This is a genomic window from Streptomyces sp. NPDC046716 (assembly GCF_040645755.1).
GTDB lineage: Bacteria > Actinomycetota > Actinomycetes > Streptomycetales > Streptomycetaceae > Streptomyces.
Genome location: NZ_JBEYYU010000004.1, coordinates 192505 through 209592, shown reverse-complemented (window position 1 = coordinate 209592; position 17088 = coordinate 192505). Strand labels below are relative to the sequence as shown.

At 73.3% G+C, this 17088-nt stretch carries 16 protein-coding genes; 9 read left to right on the top strand and 7 right to left on the bottom strand.

Annotated elements, in window-relative coordinates:
- Positions 1-53 precede the first annotated feature (53 nt).
- The gene (locus ABZ930_RS04945; protein WP_361541547.1) at positions 54-278 is read left to right on the top strand and encodes a hypothetical protein; all 225 of its coding nucleotides are present in this window, start codon (positions 54-56) and stop codon (positions 276-278) included.
- 3 nt (positions 279-281) lie between these two features.
- Here ABZ930_RS04945 and ABZ930_RS04940 read toward each other — a convergent pair whose 3' ends face one another.
- The 3 genes from ABZ930_RS04940 to ABZ930_RS04930 all read right to left on the bottom strand — a co-directional run bounded on the left by ABZ930_RS04940 (position 282) and on the right by ABZ930_RS04930 (position 3572).
- Positions 282-812: a DUF4383 domain-containing protein gene (locus ABZ930_RS04940; protein WP_361541544.1), complete on the bottom strand. Its 531-nt coding sequence runs from the start codon at positions 810-812 to the stop codon at positions 282-284.
- A gap of 94 nt (positions 813-906) precedes the next feature.
- Positions 907-2985, bottom strand: a complete 2079-nt coding sequence (locus ABZ930_RS04935; protein WP_361541541.1) for an MMPL family transporter — start codon at positions 2983-2985, stop codon at positions 907-909.
- 149 nt (positions 2986-3134) lie between these two features.
- Positions 3135-3572 (bottom strand): MarR family winged helix-turn-helix transcriptional regulator, encoded by a 438-nt coding sequence (locus ABZ930_RS04930; RefSeq protein WP_361541694.1) that lies wholly within the window; start codon positions 3570-3572, stop codon positions 3135-3137.
- 216 nt (positions 3573-3788) lie between these two features.
- Between ABZ930_RS04930 and ABZ930_RS04925 the strand changes: the two genes are divergently transcribed.
- Genes ABZ930_RS04925 through ABZ930_RS04900 form a run of 6 tightly spaced genes read left to right on the top strand, consistent with a single transcriptional unit; the run spans position 3789 to position 10750 of the window.
- Positions 3789-5084 carry an FAD-dependent oxidoreductase gene (locus tag ABZ930_RS04925; protein WP_361541538.1) on the top strand — a complete coding sequence of 432 codons (1296 nt, stop codon included), beginning with the start codon at positions 3789-3791 and terminating at the stop codon, positions 5082-5084.
- Entirely contained in the window at positions 5081-5815 is a 735-nt protein-coding gene (locus tag ABZ930_RS04920; RefSeq protein ID WP_361541535.1) for a DUF1365 domain-containing protein, read from the top strand. Before ABZ930_RS04925 ends, ABZ930_RS04920 begins: the two co-directional genes overlap by 4 nt.
- Positions 5812-7095: a cyclopropane-fatty-acyl-phospholipid synthase family protein gene (locus ABZ930_RS04915; RefSeq protein ID WP_361541533.1), complete on the top strand. Its 1284-nt coding sequence runs from the start codon at positions 5812-5814 to the stop codon at positions 7093-7095. Before ABZ930_RS04920 ends, ABZ930_RS04915 begins: the two co-directional genes overlap by 4 nt.
- On the top strand, positions 7092-8402 hold the full coding sequence (locus ABZ930_RS04910) for a cyclopropane-fatty-acyl-phospholipid synthase family protein (RefSeq protein WP_361541530.1): 1311 nt from the start codon (positions 7092-7094) through the stop codon (positions 8400-8402). Before ABZ930_RS04915 ends, ABZ930_RS04910 begins: the two co-directional genes overlap by 4 nt.
- Complete coding sequence (locus ABZ930_RS04905) at positions 8399-9199, top strand: DUF1295 domain-containing protein (protein WP_361541527.1); 801 nt, start codon at positions 8399-8401, stop codon at positions 9197-9199. Before ABZ930_RS04910 ends, ABZ930_RS04905 begins: the two co-directional genes overlap by 4 nt.
- A 36-nt stretch (positions 9200-9235) precedes the next feature.
- On the top strand, positions 9236-10750 hold the full coding sequence (locus ABZ930_RS04900; RefSeq protein WP_361541524.1) for a cryptochrome/photolyase family protein: 1515 nt from the start codon (positions 9236-9238) through the stop codon (positions 10748-10750).
- Positions 10751-10798: 48 nt separating this feature from the next.
- Here ABZ930_RS04900 and ABZ930_RS04895 read toward each other — a convergent pair whose 3' ends face one another.
- Both ABZ930_RS04895 and ABZ930_RS04890 read right to left on the bottom strand, forming a co-directional pair.
- Positions 10799-11554, bottom strand: a complete 756-nt coding sequence (locus tag ABZ930_RS04895; RefSeq protein ID WP_361541521.1) for an anti-sigma factor — start codon at positions 11552-11554, stop codon at positions 10799-10801.
- Positions 11551-12135, bottom strand: coding sequence for a sigma-70 family RNA polymerase sigma factor (locus ABZ930_RS04890; protein WP_361541518.1), 585 nt, complete (start codon positions 12133-12135; stop codon positions 11551-11553). Before ABZ930_RS04890 ends, ABZ930_RS04895 begins: the two co-directional genes overlap by 4 nt.
- Positions 12136-12300: 165 nt before the next feature.
- Between ABZ930_RS04890 and ABZ930_RS04885 the strand changes: the two genes are divergently transcribed.
- Complete coding sequence (locus tag ABZ930_RS04885) at positions 12301-12951, top strand: alpha/beta fold hydrolase (protein ID WP_361541515.1); 651 nt, start codon at positions 12301-12303, stop codon at positions 12949-12951.
- Positions 12952-13618: 667 nt separating this feature from the next.
- Here the strand turns inward: ABZ930_RS04885 and ABZ930_RS04880 are convergent.
- Positions 13619-14644 (bottom strand): MerR family transcriptional regulator, encoded by a 1026-nt coding sequence (locus ABZ930_RS04880; RefSeq protein WP_361541512.1) that lies wholly within the window; start codon positions 14642-14644, stop codon positions 13619-13621.
- A gap of 210 nt (positions 14645-14854) precedes the next feature.
- Here ABZ930_RS04880 and ABZ930_RS04875 point away from each other — a divergent pair, with 210 nt between their 5' ends.
- A complete protein-coding gene (locus tag ABZ930_RS04875; protein ID WP_361541509.1) occupies positions 14855-15469 on the top strand; it encodes a sigma-70 family RNA polymerase sigma factor in 615 nt (204 codons plus the stop codon).
- A gap of 22 nt (positions 15470-15491) precedes the next feature.
- On the opposite strand, the gene ABZ930_RS04870 is transcribed toward ABZ930_RS04875, so the two are convergent.
- Positions 15492-17075, bottom strand: a complete 1584-nt coding sequence (locus tag ABZ930_RS04870) for an SDR family oxidoreductase (RefSeq protein ID WP_361541506.1) — start codon at positions 17073-17075, stop codon at positions 15492-15494.
- Positions 17076-17088: the final 13 nt, after the last annotated feature.

Sequence of the window (17088 nt, the reverse complement as noted above, 5' to 3'; positions counted from 1 at the left end):
TCCGATCCACGGATCCGCCGTGCTTCGTCAGCTTCCGCCGTCAGAGGTGACCGATGTCAGCCGGTTCTCAGATCCATCACCCGTCGCCCGGGGATCTCGCGCTGTTCGCCCTAGACGGTGGCCTGCCGGAGGAGGCGGCCGACCATGTGCGGGACTGCGCGTCGTGCCGCTCGACGCTCGCGCAGTTCCTGCGCGTGACGGAGGCCGCCCGGTCCGGTGACTCGGATCCGGTGCGGCCTCCGGCGGAACTGTGGAAGATGATCCGCGACCAGCTGTAGCCCTCAGGTGCGGGAGCCCGTCGGGGTACCGCCGGCGGGCAGGCCACGGCGCGCGATCGACTCCCGCGCCGCCTCCCGCGGGTGCCGGCGGCGCCAGTACGGGTTGTCGTGGGGCAGCCGGCTGGACACCCGCCCGTACATCCCGAACGTGAGGATGACCAGGCCCATGACGAAGCTGAAGATCACGTTGGTCATGCCGAAGCCGAGCACGTTCGCGCCCTTGTCCAGGATGAACACGTGGACGAAACCGCTGATCAGGAACAGGGTGCCCACGACCATGTTGAGCGAGGAGGCGAAGTTGCCCCCGACGACGGCTCCGGCGATCAGCGCGATCCCGACGACGACCGAGATGAGGCTGAGGACGCCGTTCGTGGACATGCCCGCCAGGTGGCTGCCGTCCGTGTCGAACGGGCTCAGCCGGTCGGCGAAGCCGAGGCAGCCGAAGACGAGCAGCACGACGCCGCAGAACGCGGCGCCCCACCGGTACACCTGGGACAGTTTGTGATCGAGGGGAAGTTCGTCCTTGAGTTCCATGATGCGGGCACCTTTCTGGTCCGCCCCGTCCAGTGATCCCTCCCCGAATCACTTCGCACCGATTTGTCCCGTTAGTTGCACGTGATCCGGAACATCACTCCTTGCTCAGCCGGCTCGGCCACCAGGACCGCGGTCCGATGTCCCTGACCAGCGCGGGAACCAGCAGCGAGCGGACGACCAGGGTGTCGAGGAGTACGCCGAAGGCGACGATGAAGGCGATCTGGACGAGGAAGGCCAGCGGGATGACGCCGAGGGCGGCGAAGGTCGCGGCCAGCACGACACCGGCCGAGGTGATCACCCCGCCCGTGGCGACGAGCGCCTTGAGGATGCCCTCGCGCACGCCGTGTTCCAGGGACTCCTCCCGGGCCCGGGACATCAGGAAGATGTTGTAGTCCACACCCAGCGCGACCAGGAACACGAACCCGTACAGGGGCACGGAGGCGTCGGTGCCGGAGAAGCCGAAGACGTGCTTGAACACGAGCGAGGAGATGCCGAGCGTGGCGGCGAAGTTGAGCGCCACCGTCGCGACCAGGATCAGCGGCATGAGGACGGAGCGCAGCAGGCCGATGAGGATGACCAGGATGATGGCGAGGACGACCGGGACGATCAGCGCGCGGTCGTGTTCGGCGGTGCGCTGGGTGTCGTACTGCTGGGCGGTGTAGCCGCCGACCAGGGCGTCGGCGCCGTCGATCCCGTGCAGGGCGGTGCGCAGCCGGGCGACGGTGTCCTTGGCGGCGTCGCTGTCCGCCGCGTCCTTGAGGGTGACGTCCACGCGGATCCTGCCGTCGACGACCCGGGTCTCCCCGGAGCCGGGGCGGCCCTGCCCGGTCACCGGCGTCACGTCGGCGACCCCGGCGACGCCCTTCGCCCGCTCCACGACCCGCGCCTCCTGGTCGGCGTCGGCGATGACGACGGCCGGGTTGCCGGAGCCGCCCGGGAAGTGTTCGGCGAGGGTGGCCTGCGCGGCGACCGACGGCGCGTCGTTGACGAAGATCTCGTCGAGGGGCACGCCCTTGGAGTTCAGGGTGGGGGCGAAGGCGGCACAGGCCAGGAGGCCGATCAGCGCGACGGCCCAGATCTTGCGCGGGGACCGGCCGACGTGGCCGGCGATGCGCCGCCACACACCGTGACCGCCGCCCGCGGCCTCCGCCGGTTTGGGCCGCGCGGGCCAGTAGGCGGCGTTGCCCAGCAGCACCAGGGCCGCCGGCAGGAAGGTGAGGGTGGTCAGGACCGCGCACACGATGCCGATGGCGCCCACCGGGCCGAGGGCCCGGTTGTTGGTGAGGTCGCTGAGCAGGAGGGCGAGCAGGCCGAGCGCGACCGTGGCGGCGCTGGCGACGACGGCCCCGGTGGAGCGGCGCAGGGCGGCGCGCATCGCGGTGAACCGGTCGCTGCCCGCCGCCAGCTCCTCCCGGTAGCGGGCGGTGAGCAGCAGGGCGTAGTCGGTGGCCGCGCCGATCACCAGGATGGACAGAATGCCCTGGACCTGGCCGTCGACCCGGACGACGTCGTGGTCGGCGAGGACGTAGACGACGGCGCAGGCGGCCCCCAGGGCGAAGACCGCGCCCAGAATGATCACGAACGGGAGCAGGACGCTGCGGTAGACCAGCAGCAGGATCACCAGGACCGTGATCAGGGCGACGCCGAGGAGCAGCCCGTCGATCCCGGCGAAGGCGTCGGAGAGGTCGGCCTGGCTGGCGGCCGGGCCGGCGAGGACGGCGGTGGCTCCGGGGACGGCGTCCGCGCGGGCGGAGATCCGGTCGAGGGTGGGCGTCAGCTCGTCGCCGAGGTCGGGCCGGAGCTGCACCACTCCTTCCAGCGCCTTGCGGTCGCTCGACGGGATCGCGGGCGAGACCTGGCCCACCACTCCTGACGTGCCCTTGAGCGCCGCCAGCGCCTTGGTGGCGGCGCCGCGCTGCGCGCTGTCGAGGGAGCCCTCGTCGTCGGCGGTCCAGACGACGATGACGGGCAGCGTCTCGTCCTCCTTGAAGGCGCGCTGCGCCTCGATCACGCGGGTCGACTCGGCGCTGCGCGGCAGGAACGCGGCCTGGTCGTTGGTGGAGACCTCACCCAGCCGCCCCGCATAGGGGCCCAGGGTGCCGCCGACGGCGAGCCAGACGAAGAGCAGGACAAGAGGCACGAGCCACCGAGTACCTCGGGGGGTGCGGGACATGGTTCTCCCAGTGCAGCGACAGCGGGGATCTCGGAAAAATCAAGAATCTCAATGCCAAAGTATCTTAATGATTGAGCTAAAGATGCCCGGCGGGGGTTCCCTGCCTCTCCTTCTCCCCGTACCCGTCGATCGGATGCGGCTGCCGTCGATCAGCCCCGCGGACCGCTCCGGGTCTCGGTGAGTTCTTCGTTGAGGACGTTCAGAAAGCGCAGGACGACGGCCAGTTCGGGCTCGTCGAAGCGGCGCCGGGCCCGCTCCGTGGCATCGGCGAGCGGAGCGAAGTGCTTGCGGGCCTGCGCCTGCGCGCTCGGCACGTAGTGCAGGTGGACGACCCGCCGGTCCGCGCTCTCGCGGACCCGCTTGACGTGCCCCGCGCGCTCCAGCCGGTCGACGCAGGCGCTGACCGCGCCGGAGGTGAGGCCCAGCCGCTGCCGCAGCAGGCTCGGGGTCAGCGGTGTGTCGGAGTCCAGGATCGCGGCGAGGGCCTGGACGTCCGTGGGATGGAGTTCCTGTCCGGCCGAGAAGGCGTGAACGATCCGGTTCAGTTCGCCGTTGAGCCGGCGCAGCTCCACTGCGAGGGCGCGCAGGTCCGGGTGCGGGGTCGCGGACGTCTGGTCCGCATCGCCCGTGCCGGGCGCGCTTCGGGGTTCACGGTTGTCCACCCGCTCACCCTATCGACGCCACCTGCGATCACCTGCCCCGCGACGCCCGGCACGCCCGCTCGCGGCCTTGACCAATCCGCGGTCCCGACCGCTCCGGATCATGGGTGAGACCGCGCCCGCGGTCGCCGGGGAGGAGAGGCGATGACGTCGATATCGGGGCAGGGCCCCGGGGAGGCCGGGCGGCGGCGCACCGCCGTGATCGGCAGCGGCGTGGCCGGACTCACCGCCGCACACGTCCTGGGCCGCGCGCACCACGTCACCCTGTACGAGGCCGACGACCGGCTGGGCGGTCACGCCCACACCCACGACGTGACCTCGCCCGACGGCGCGCGGCACCGCGTCGACTCGGGCTTCATCGTGCACAACCGCGCCACCTACCCGAACCTGCTGCGGCTCTTCGCCGAACTCGGCGTCGCCACCCAGGAGTCGGAGATGACCATGTCGGTGCGGTGCGAGGGGTGCGGCCTCGAGTACGCGGGCGCGCGGGGCCCCGCCGGACTGTTCGCCCGTCCCCGCAACGCCCTGCGCGGCCCCTATCTACGGCTGCTCACCGAGGTGCCCGCCTTCCACCGGGCGGCCCGGCGCACCCTCGACGAGGACCCCGGCTGCGCGCTCACGCTGGGCGCCTTCCTGGACCGCGAGGGCTTCTCCCCGTATTTCCGTACGCACTTCATGACCCCGCTCGTCTCGGCGGTCTGGTCCTGCGACGCCGCCACCGCCCAGGTCTACCCGGCGGTGTACCTGTTCCGGTTCCTCCGGCACCACGGGATGCTCTCGGTGAGCGGGTCGCCGACGTGGCGCACGGTCACCGGCGGCTCCCGCAGCTACGTCGACCGGGTGGCCGACGGCGTGCACGCGGTGCGCCTCGCGACGCCGGTCCGGGCCGTGCGGCGGCACCCGGACGGGGCCGACGTCACCGCGGCGGACGGCACCACCGCCTCGTACGACTCCGTGGTGGTCGCCACGCACCCGGACCAGGCGCTGAACCTGCTGGCCGACGCCACACCGGACGAGAAGACGGTCCTCGGCGCCTTCCGCTACTCCCGCAACACCACGCTGCTGCACACCGACACCGCCCTGCTGCCCCGCGCCCGCCGGGCCCGCGCCGCGTGGAACTACCTGATGCCGTCCTGCGCGGCGGGCGCCGACCGGGTCCGCGTCAGCTACGACATGAACCGGCTCCAGCGCCTGACCGCGCCCGAGACCTACGTCGTCACCCTCGGCGGCGAGGACCGGGTCGCCCCGGACCGGGTGCTGGCCCGCATGGTGTACGAACACCCCGTCTACACACCGGAGTCGGTCGCCGCGCAGCAGCGGCTGCCCGGACTGGACACCGGTGTCACGGCCTTCGCGGGCGCCTATCACGGCTGGGGATTCCACGAGGACGGCTGTCGCTCGGGTGCGGCGGCCGCCGCGGCGCTGGGGGTGCGCTGGTGACGGCCGCGCCCGCCCTGTACGACGTCGCGGTCGTCCACGTACGCACCGCGCCGCAGCGCTACACCCTGCGGCACCGCACCTACATGTGGCTCATCGACCCCGACCGTCCGCCCGAACTGCCCTTCCTTCTGCGGCCGCTGGCGCGGTTCGACCCCCGGGACCACTTCACGGGCCGGGCGCCGACCCTGCGCGCCGGTCTCGACGGGTTCCTCGCGGAACACGGCGTGGATCTGGAGGGCGGCGAGGTGCGGATGTTCGCCCACGCGCGGGTACTCGGGTACGTGTTCAACCCGCTGACCCTCTACTGGTGCCACGGACCCGACGGCGCGCTGCGCTGTGTCGTCGCCGAGGTCCACAACACGTACGGCGGACGCCACGGCTATCTGCTGTATCCCGACGGCACGGGACGGGCGACGACCGGCAAGGAGTTCTACGTCTCGCCGTTCTTCCCCGTCGACGGCCGCTACCGCATGCGCCTGCCCGCCCCAGGCGGCCGGGTCGACCTCACCGTGCAGCTGGAGCGCGAGGGCGGCCGGCCCTTCACCGCGACCGTCCGCGGCACGCGGCGGGACGCACGCGCGCGGACCCTGCTGCGGCTGGCGGCGCGCCGACCCCTGTCGACGCTCGCCGTGTCCGCCGCGATCCGGCTGCACGGCGTGCGCCTGTACCTGCGCGGACTTCCGGTCCAGCCCCGACCCGCTTCACCACGATGCCCGGAGAACCACCGATGAGAACAGACGACACCCCCTCGACCACAGGGCTCCGCGGCCCGGCGCGGTCCCCCGGCGTGGATCCGGTCCGCTGGCCGGACGTCGCGGTACCGCCGCCGGCCTCGCGGGCCCGGACCGCCGTCGCCGCGGCCGTGGTGCGCCGGGCCCTCGAGCGGCTGCCGCTGCGCGTCCGGTTCGCCGACGGGACCGAGCTCGGCCGGGGCGGCCCGCTCCTGGAGGTCCGTCAGCCGCGGGCCTTCCACGCCCGGATCGGCCGGGACGGCCTGATCGGGTTCGGCGAGTCCTACCTGGCACAGGAGTGGGACGCCCCGGACCTGGTGGCGGTGCTGACCGTGCTGGCGGCGCACGCCGCCGACCTGGTGCCCGCGCCCCTGCAACGGCTGCGCGGCGTGTGGGCACGGCGCAGACCGGCCGCCCAGCGCAACAGCCCGGACGGCTCCCGGGAGAACATCAGCCACCACTACGACCTGTCCAACGACCTGTTCGCGCTGTTCCTCGACGAGACCCTCAGCTACTCGTCGGGCGTCTTCCGCGCCCTGCCCGCCGAGTGGAACCTGCTCGCCGACGCCCAGCGCCGCAAGATCGACCGGCTGCTCGACCTCGCGGAGGTGGGCGAGGGCACCCGGGTCCTCGAGATCGGCACCGGATGGGGCGAACTCGCGCTGCGCGCCGCCGCCCGCGGCGCGCACGTCACCTCGCTCACCCTCTCCCGCGAGCAGCGGGACCTGGCGCGCGAGCGGATCGCGGCGGCCGGGCTCGCCGACCGGGTCACGGTCGAACTGCGCGACTACCGCGAGGCACGCGGCACCTACGACGCCGTCGTGAGCGTCGAGATGATCGAGGCCGTCGGCGCCGAGTTCTGGCCCGTGTACTTCCGCACGCTCGACGCCCGCCTCGCCCCGGGCGGCCGGGTCGCCCTCCAGGCCATCACGATGCCGCACGACCGGATGCTGGCCAGCGGATCCACGTACACCTGGATCCAGAAGTACATCTTCCCCGGCGGGCTGCTGCCGTCGGTGGAGGCGGTGGCGGCGGTCGTGGGCGAGCACACCGGGCTGACCGTCGCGCGCCGGGACGGCTACGGCGCGCACTACGCCGAGACGCTGCGCCTGTGGCGCGAGCGGTTCACCGAGCGCGCGGCCGAGGTCGACGCGCTGGGCTTCGACGAGACGTTCCGCCGTATGTGGACGTTCTATCTCGCCTACTCAGAGGCCGGGTTCCGCTCCGGGTACCTCGACGTCCAGCAGTACCTGTTCACCAAGGAGGAGTCCGCCCGATGACCACCGCACGTCCCGTCAGGACCGGTGCCGCCCACCGGCTCGCCGCCCTCGCCTCGACCGCGCTCGGCGGGCCGCTCCCGGTCCGGCTGCGCACCTGGGACGGCGCCGAGGCGGGTCCCGCCGACGCCCCCGTGGTCGTCGTGCGGTCCCGCCGGGCGCTGCGCCGACTGCTGTGGCAGCCGGGCGAACTGGGCCTCGCGCAGGCCTACGTGACCGGTGAGATCGACGTCGAGGGCGATCTGGCCACCGGCCTGCGCACCATGTGGGCGGCGGCCAGGGAACGCCGGCTGCACCCGGCCCGTCTCACCCTCGCCGACCGCGCCCGCGCGGTCCGCGAGGCGGCTCTGCTGGGCGCGGCGGGCCCGCCGCCGGCGCCGCCCGCCTCCCAGGCGCGGCTGCGCGGGGTGCTGCACAGCAGGTCCCGCGACCGGGCCGCCATCAGCCACCACTACGACCTGTCGAACGCGTTCTACCGGCTGCTCCTCGACGAGACGATGGCCTACTCGTGCGGCTACTGGGCGTCCGACGCACCGGAGTTCGGCGCCGCGGACGCGCAGCGCGCCAAGCTGGAGCTGATCTGCCGCAAGCTGGGTCTCGAGGAGGGCGCGCGGCTGCTCGACATCGGCTGCGGCTGGGGTTCGCTCACGCTGTACGCGGCCGAGCGCCACGGAGCACGGGTGACGGCCGTGACGCTCGCCGCCGAACAGGCAGCGTACGTACGGGAGCAGGTGCGGGAGCGCGGTCTCGGCGACCGGGTCGACGTGGTGTGCCAGGACTACCGCGACATCACGGGCGGCGGCTACGACGCGGTCGCCACCGTGGAGATGGGCGAGCACGTCGGCGACGACGAGTACCCCGCGTTCGCCGATTCCCTGTACCGGCTGGTGCGGCCCGCGGGGCGGGTCCTGGTGCAGCAGATGTCGCGCGGGAGCGTGGCGCCGGGCGGCGGCGCCTTCATCGAGGCGTACATCGCCCCGGACATGCACATGCGGCCGCTGGGCGACACCGTGTCCCTGCTGGAGTCGGCCGGTCTCGAGGTGCGGTCGGCGGAGTCGCTGCGCGAGCACTACGTGCGCACGGTCGCCGCCTGGCACCGCACGCTGGAGGAGCGCTGGAACGACGTCGTGCGGCTGGTCGGCGAGGAGACGGCCCGGGTGTGGCGGCTGTATCTGGTCGGCGGCGGTCTCGCGTTCGACGAGCGGCGCATGGGGGTCGACCAGATCCTCGCCGTCCGGCCGACCGCCGACGGCCACGTCGGGATGCCCGCGACGCAGCAGGACTGGTACGCGGGTCTGGCGGAGCTGTGAACGGCTTCGCGTGGGCGGAGTTCGCGGCGGGCCTCGGCTGGTCGGCCGCCGCCGCGCTGACCGTCCTGCTGGGCACCTTCGCCGTGGCGCTGCGCAAGGGCCTGCACCGGATCGTCGACGTCGCGTGGGGCCTCGGCTTCACGGCGGTGGCCCTGGTGAGTTACGCGGTGTCGGCGGACAGCGGCGATCCGGGGCGCCGCGTCCTGGTGACCGTGCTGACCGCGGTGTGGGGCGTCCGGCTGGCCGTCCACATCGGCAGACGCGGCGCCGGACACGGCGAGGACCCGCGCTACGAGCGGATGCTGGCGAAGGCGCCCGGCAGCCGGAACCTGTACGCGCTGCGCATGGTCTACCTGCTCCAGGGCGCCCTCGTCTGGCTGGTGTCGCTGCCGGTCCAGGCCGCCGGGTACGTGACCGGGCCGATGAGCGGGTTCGCCTGGGCGGGTGGCGCGCTGTGGGCCGTCGGGATGGTCTTCGAGGCGGTGGGCGACGCGCAGCTCGCTAGGTTCAAGGCGGACCCGGCGGCCAGGGGCCGGATCATGGACCGGGGTCTGTGGCGCTACACCCGGCACCCCAACTACTTCGGGGACTTCTGTGTGTGGTGGGGCCTGTTCCTGCTGACCTGCGACGCGCTCGGGGCCGCGGCCGTCAGCGTGGTCTCGCCCGTGGTGATGACCCTGCTGCTGACGAAGGGCAGCGGCAAGCGCCTGTTGGAACAGCACATGGCCGGTCGTCCGGGCTATACCGAGTACGTGGCGCGGACCAGTGGCTTCTTTCCCTGGCCGCCGCGCCGCTGACCACGGCAGGTCCAGGAACGGAAGGAACGGCGCACGGTGGCTGAGAAGGACACGGACGTGGCGGCCCACTGGCTCTTCGGCGACCAGTTGGGGCCGCACTTCCTCACGGCGGGACCCGACGGACCGCACCGGGACACCCCGGTGCTGATGGTGGAGTCCCGTGGCGTGTTCCGGCGCCGCAGGTTCCATCGCGCCAAGGCCCATCTGGTGCTCTCGGCGATGCGGCACCGGGCGGCGGAACTCGGCGACCGCGTCACCTACGTGAAGGCCGACAGCTATGTGCAGGGGGTGCGCGAGGCCGTCGGCGACGCCCCGCTGACGGTCCATCACCCGACGTCCCGCGCGGCCCTGAAACTGGTCCGCGCCCGCTCCTCGACGCGGGTGCTGCCGGCCCGCGGCTTCCTCGTCGCCCACGACGACTTCCGGGACTGGGCGGCGCGGAGCGGCTCCGGACAGCTGCGCCAGGAGTCCTTCTACCGGTGGGTGCGCGGCAACCACGATCTGCTGATGGACGGTGCGGAGCCGGTCGGCGGGCGCTGGAACCTCGACCACGACAACCGGGAACCGGCGCCGCGCGGCGCGGCCGACCTGGGGGTGCCGGCCCCCTACCGGCCGCGCGAGGACGACATCGACGCGGAGGTCCGCGCCGATCTCGACCGCTGGCAGCGCGAGGGCACGGTGGAGTTCCTGGGCGAGGACGGGCCGCGCCGCTTCCCGGCGACCCGGCGTGAGGCGCTGTCCGCGCTGCGGCGCTTCCTGGAGGTCCGGCTGCCGACGTTCGGCGCGTACGAGGACGCCGTGCTCGCCGCTGACCCCGTCATGAGCCACAGTCTGCTGTCGTCGTCGCTCAATCTCGGCCTGCTGGATCCGGCGGAGTGCGTCGAGGGCGCCGAGGCCGAGTACCGCGCGGGGCGGGCGCCGCTCAACAGCGTCGAGGGCTTCGTGCGGCAGATCGCCGGCTGGCGGGAGTACGTGTGGCAGCTCTACTGGCACTTCGGCCCGGAGCACAAAGAGGCGAACGTCCTGAAGGCGCACGGCGAGGTGCCGTCCTGGTGGGAGGAGCTGGACTCCGGCGCGGTCGAGGCCAATTGCCTGTCGCACGTACTGGACGACCTGCGCACGACGGGCTGGACGCACCACATTCCCCGGCTGATGATCCTGGGGAGCTACGCCCTGCAGCGCGGCTGGGACCCCGCCGAGGTGACGGACTGGTTCCACCGGGCGTTCGTCGACGGCTACGACTGGGTGATGGTGCCGAACGTGATGGGCATGTCCCAGTTCGCGGACGGCGGGCGGATGACGACGAAGCCGTACACGTCGGGCGGCGCCTATCTGAACCGCATGACGGACTTCTGCGGTGACTGCCGCTTCAAGCCGTCGGTGCGGGTCGGCGACGACGCGTGTCCGTTCACCGCCGGGTACTGGGCGTTCCTGCACCGGCACCGCGCACGGTTCGAGCACAATCCGCGGATGGCCCAGGCGGTCCGGGGCCTGGGCCGCCTGAGCGATCTGGACGCCCTGCTCGAACAGGAACGGGACCGGACCGAGTGACGGTTTCCCGGCGGCGGGCCGTGGCGCGCCGCCGGGAAACCGCTCCGGTCAGGCGGGCAGTTGCATCAGCGCCACCGGGTCGGAGGTGGGCCGGTCGGATCCGCCGGCCGGTTCGACGGTGATCCCCATGCCGGACGCGCCGTCGACGGATCCGTTCAGCAGCACCGTCTGGTCGCTGCGCGCGGCGTCCATGAGGCCGGCCGCCCGCATGGTGCCGCCGTCGTCGAACCACAGCTGGTAGACCTTGCCCCGGGGCGGCTGGGCCATCCCGGAGACGACGAGGACGGCCTTGTCCTGCGCGGCGGAGACGACGACGGTGCCGGTGGCGCCGCCCGCCAGTTTCGCCGAGCCGGTCCTGGCGTCGGGTGCCGCGAGGACGGCGGCGATCCGGTCGCTGCTCGCCTCGGCCTGCCGCGCCTGCTGGACCGCGTCCTCGGCGCGCTGGTGCTGCCAGACCGCGACCCCGCCGAGGGAGGCCGCCGCGGCCAGGCACGCGGCCAGTGCCCACCGCGACAGCATGCGACGCCGTGCGCCGCCCGTGCGGACGGTCTGGGCGGGGTCCGGCTGTCCCGGCGTCTCCTGGCGCACCGTGGTGATCCGCCGCAGCACCTGCTCGCGCAGCTCCGGGCGCGGCGCGGCCGATGCGGCCAGGCCGAGCCGGGCGGCGGTCGCGGTCAGTTCGGCGGTCTCCTGTGCGCAGGCCTCGCAGTCCGCGAGATGGCGTTCGAACGCCTCCCGCTCCTCGTCCGTCAGTGCGTGCACGGCGTAGGCGCCGGTCAGCGTGTGCAGGTCCGCGGCGGTCATGCGGTCACCCCCAGGCAGTCGCGCAGCCGGATCAGTCCGTCCCGCAGCCGGGTCTTGACCGTGCCCAGCGGCACGGCGAGCGCCTCGGCGACCTGACGGTAGGTCAGTCCACGGTAGTACGCGAGGGTGACGGCCTGCCGCTGGATCTCGGTCAGGGTGCGCAGACAGCGCCGTACCTGCTCCCGCTCCAGACGGGCTTCGACCTGCTCGCTGACCTCGTCGTACTCGGGTGTGTGGTCCAGGAGCGCGGCTCTGCGGTCCCGGGCCGCGGCCGCGTCGACAGACCGTACGCGGTCGATGGCGCGCCGGTGGGCCAGGGTGAGGATCCAGTTGATCGCGGTCCCGCGGTCGGAGCGGTAGCGGGGCGCCGTGCGCCAGACCTCCACCAGGATCTCCTGGGCGACCTCCTCGGACTGCGCCCGGTCGCGCAGTACGGCGCAGACGGTGCCGAAGACCGGCCCCGCCACGGCGTCGTACACCGATGTGAAGGCCTTCTCGTCGCCCAGGGCGACCCGCCCCACCAGTTCCTCGAGGTCCGGATCGTCGGCCGGACGACCGCCGATGTGCACGGCTTCTTTCACTGAGCCCTCCGTGGTCGCAACATGTCCACGGGTAATTCGGAGAGCGATCGTCCGCGGATTGGTCCGTGGACCGATCCGTACGCGGATCGGCTACGGATCGATGATGAGGGATCGACGGGGACAGGGCGCGCGGTACGGCGCCCGGCGCGGAGGGAGCGAGCACGGATGACGGTGGACGAGCGAGGGTCACGGGCGGTGCGGACGGGAGCTCTGGTGCCGGGGAGGGTTCCTTCCCGGGTACGGGCCGCGGTGCTGTTCCTGCACGGTGGCCGGGCCGACAGCCGCGCCCCGTCGCGGCCCTGGCATCCGGCGGCCCTGCGGATGCGGCCGTTCGCCGGGGCGGTGGCCGCCGCGCTGCCGGACGACGGCGTGCTGCTCGCGCGGGTGCGCTATCGGGTGCGCGGCTGGAACGGCGCGGACGCGGATCCGCTGCACGACGCCGAGCGCGCCCTCGCGGAACTCGGGGAGCTGGTGGGTGAGGTGCCGGTGATCCTGGTGGGCCATTCGATGGGCGGCCGGGCGGCGCTGCGGGCCGCGGGCGCCCCCTCGGTGCGGGGCGTTCTGGCGCTGGCGCCGTGGTGCCCGGACGGTGAACCGGCGGCACAGTTGCGCGGCAGGGATCTCGTGGTGCTGCACGGGGACCATGACCGGGTGACGGACCCGGGCGCCTCACGCTCCTTCGTGGACCGGGCGACCGAGGCCGGCGCACGCGCCGAGTTCCGGCCGGTGCCGGGCGGTGATCACGCGATGCTGCGTCACGCGGGGGTGTGGCATCGCACGACCGGAGCGGTGGTCGCGGGGTGGTTGCCGCGCTGACGGCGGGACCGTCGAGGGAGAGGGCGCTGGGTCGATGGGCGGGTGGGTCGGGTGGCGGGCCTGAGGGGTGCGGGTGGCCGGGCGGGGGGGGCGGGCCGGCCGGGCGGGGTGGTGAGCTGGCTGAGTGGCGGGGGGGGCCGGACGGATGATGAGCCGGCCGAGTGATGGGCCGGTGAGTCGCGGGCTGGACGCGTGCGGATGGCCGGGCGGGGGCCGGCCGAGTAGGGGGAGCTGGGCTGAGTAGCGGATGGCCGGACGAATGATGGGCCGGCTGAGTGGTGACCGACGGGTGGCGGGCCGGACGCGTGCGGGTGGCCGGGCGGGGTGGTGACCGGCTGAGTGGCGGGTGGCCGGACAGAAGATGGGCCGCCCGAATAGAGCGGACCGGCGGGTAGCGGGCGGACGCGTGCGGGTTGCCGGGCGGAGGGGCGGGCCGGCTGAGTGGCGGGTGGCCGGACCGATGATGAGCCAGCCGAGTGGAGGCCGACAGGTGGCGGGCCGGACAGGTACGGATAGCCGAACGTAGTGGTGAGACGGCTGAGTGGCGGGCCGGACAGGTGCGGATGGCCGGACAGAAGATGAGCCGGCCGAGTGGTGGGCCGGTAGGTGGCGGGTCTGCTGAGTGGTGGGGCGGGGCGATCGACTTGCCTTCGCGCAGGAGCCCGTCTCAGCGGGAGTTGGCCGTCAGGAGGGCGACCGCCTCGCGCAGTCCGGCGGGTTGGGTGGCGCGGTCGACGGTGGCGCCGCGCCAGCCGGGTCCTGCCAGATGCAGCCGGGGCTGCTGGCGGGCGCCCTGGGGGCCCCAGGTCGACTGGAGGAGATGCTGGGCCAGCGGTGTGTTCGCCAGTGAGCGGGCCTGCGACCAGAGCACGACCGCGGCGGGGCCGGTGCGGCGCACCGTGGAGACGAGCGCGTCGGCGGGCACGGCCGCGCCGAGCATCCGGGCCGGTCGGCCCGCCTGGAGCAGCGCCGCGTGCACCGCCTCCAGCGGCAGGGTGTGCTGCTCGCCGGGCACGCACGCCAGCAGCACGGAGCTGTCCTCCCGGCTCGCGACGGGCAGGCCCAGCAGGAACGGCGCGTTGCGCAGCGCCGTCGACACGTGCCAGGAGAGCAGGTGCTCGACCTCGACGTACCGGTCGCCCGACGTCTCCCACTTCCGGCCGACCGCGTGCAGGGTCGGCATCATGAGTTCCTCCCAGGCGGCGATCACCCCGTAGGTCCGCACGAAGGCGTTCAGCCGCTCCTGGACGGCGGCGGAGTCGAGGCGCAGCGCGGCCCGGATGAGCCCGCGGCACTCGGCCCGGACCGTGCCGGGCGGCACCGACGCGGCGTCGGCCCTCGCCGCGTGCTCCGGGGCGTCGGCGGGTTCCGCGGGACCTGCGGTGGCGTCGTCCGGCTTGCTCAGCTGCGTGGCGGCGGCGTGTTCCTTGACGACACGCGCGGCTTCGGCGGGCGGCACACCGGAGGCGGTCAGCCGGCACATCTCCTCGATCATGGCCACGTCCCCGGGAGACCAGCGGCGGTGCCTGCCCTCGTCCCGGAGAGCCGGGCCGAGGCTGTAGCGCCGGTCCCACGAGCGCAGCGTCGTGGGCGAGATGCCGAGCCGCCGCGCCAGCGAGCCCGACGTGATCCCGGCGCCGTCGGCGGTCGAGGGGCGCCGGGACGATCGCGCCGGAGCATCGCGGGTGTCCATGCATCAACTATATCGATGCGTAACCGCTGCACGCCTGGTCGACCCTCGACGACGGCCCTCACCTCACGCTTTTCGCTGCCATGGGCACCTACTTGACACCGGACACGATCACCTCCCGGCAAAGCGATGCGTATTCGTTGCGAGTCGAAACGCGCGCGGTCCGCTGGACAGGGTGGACCCACTCAGTCGGCCATAGAAGGGCTCGGGTCCATGCGCGCTCAAACGATTTCCCGGACGGCGACACCGAGCGAGGACTTGTGGGCCCCCGTCGAGGAGTCCCTCGCCGACGAAGAACTCGCGGCAGGGCTGCGCAGCGGCCAGGAGGCCTGCCTGGAGGCGGCCTACCACCGCTGGGGCACGCTGGTCCACACCCTCGCCCATCGCTCGCTGGGCGACGCGCGGGAGGCCGAGGACGTCACCCAGCAGGTGTTCCTGGCCGTCTGGCGCGGCCGGGACGGCTACGACCCGGCGCGCGGCGCCCTGGCCGGCTGGATCGTCGGCATCACCCGCCGCAAGATCGCCGACGCGCTGCGCGCCCGGACCCGGCGCTCCGATCTGGCGTCCGCCGCCGAGGCGGCGCTCAGCCTCGCGGTCCCGGCCGCCGACGACGCGCCGCAGCGCACGCTCGACCGGGTGGTGGTGAGCCATGAGCTGGCGCAGTTGCCCGCGACCCAGCGCCGCGTGCTGGAACTGGCCTTCTTCGCCGACCTCACGCACACCCAGATCGCGCACGTGACGGGCTGGCCGCTGGGCACCGTGAAGAGCCACTCGAAGCGGGGCCTGCACCGCCTGCGGCTGCGGCTCGTCGGCACCGACCTCACCTGAGGCGCGACCGGCCGGACCGCACTCAGCCGGACCGCGACGCCCCGCCCCCGCCCTGTTCCCCGGCCTCGGCCTCGGCCTCTGTTGTGAGGTGCTCCGCCGCCTTGGTGATGTTGTACGTCATGCCCCCGAAGACGAGGGCATGGAAGGGAGCCACGCTCCACCAGTAGGCGTGCCCGCCCAGTCCGTGCGGATGGAACAGCGCGCGCTGGAGCAGCACCGTCCGCCCCTCCCGGTCGTGTGCGACGCGGAACTCCAGCCAGGCCAGTCCCGGCAGCAGCATCTCGGCGCGCAGCCTCAGGCTCGTACCGCGCTGGATCTCCTCCACCCGCCAGAAGTCGACGACATCGCCCAGGCGCAGCCGGGTGGCGTCGCGGCGGCCCCGGCGCAGTCCCACGCCGCCCACCAGCCGGTCGATCCAGCCGCGCACGGACCAGCCGAGGCCGAAGGAGTACCAGCCGTGCTCGCCGCCGATGCCCTCGATCACCGCCCACAGCGCCTCGGGGGTCGCGTCGGTGCGCCGGGCCCGGCGGTCGGTGTAGAGGCTGCCGCCGGCCCAGTCGGGGTCCGTGGGCAGCGGGTCGCTCGGCACCCCGGGGACGGCCGCGGCGGACCAGTGCGTGCTGACCTGGGCCTGTTTCACCTGCCGCAGCGCGAGCCGCAGCGCGTCGTCGAAGGGGATCGGGGTGCCGGCCGGATCGGGCACGTACCGCGCGATGTCGTGCTCCCCGCAGACGACCTCGTGGCGCAGGGACTCGGCGAGCGGCCGCGCGATGCCCCTGGGGACCGGGGTGATCAGCCCGATCCAGTGGCTCGACAGGCCGGGGGTGAGCATCGGCACGGAGAGGATCATCCGGTGCGGGAGCTCGGCGACGCGCGCGTAACGCTGCATCATGTCGCGGTAGTTCATGACCTCGGGCCCGCCGACGTCGAACACGCGGGACACGGTGGGGGGCAGATCCGCGCAGCCCACGAGGTAGCGCAGCACGTCGGCGACCGCGATCGGCTGGATGCGGGTGCGCACCCAGCGGGGGGTGACCATGACGGGCAGGCGCTCGGTGAGATAGCGCAGCATCTCGAACGACGCGGAGCCCGAGCCGATGATGACGGCCGCGCGCAGCACGGCGGTGGGGACACCGGACCGCAGCAGGATGCGGCCGACCTCGCTGCGGGAGCGCAGGTGGGGCGAGAGCTCCGGCTCGGGGACGTCGCTCGGGGTCAGGCCGCCCAGGTAGACGATCCGGCCCACGCCGGTCTGCGCGGCGGCGTCGGCGAAGATCCCTGCGGCCCGCCGGTCGGTCTCCTCGAAGTCGTCGCCGCTGCCCATGCCGTGCACCAGGTAGTAGGCGATGTCGACGCCCTCGAGAGCGGCGGTCACGGACGGCGGGTCCAGGACGTCACCGCGGACGATCTCGACCTGTCCGGCCCAGTCGAAGTCGCGCAGCTTCTCCGGCGTCCGCGCCAGACATCGGACGCGGAAGCCCTTCGCAAGGAGTTCCGGAACGAGTCGGCCGCCCACATAGCCGCTCGCACCGGTCACGAGGCAGAGCCGCCCGTCGCCCGCCGCGGACTCCTCGGGCGCTGACCGTTCATCGGGGGAAGAACTCATGATCGGACACGTA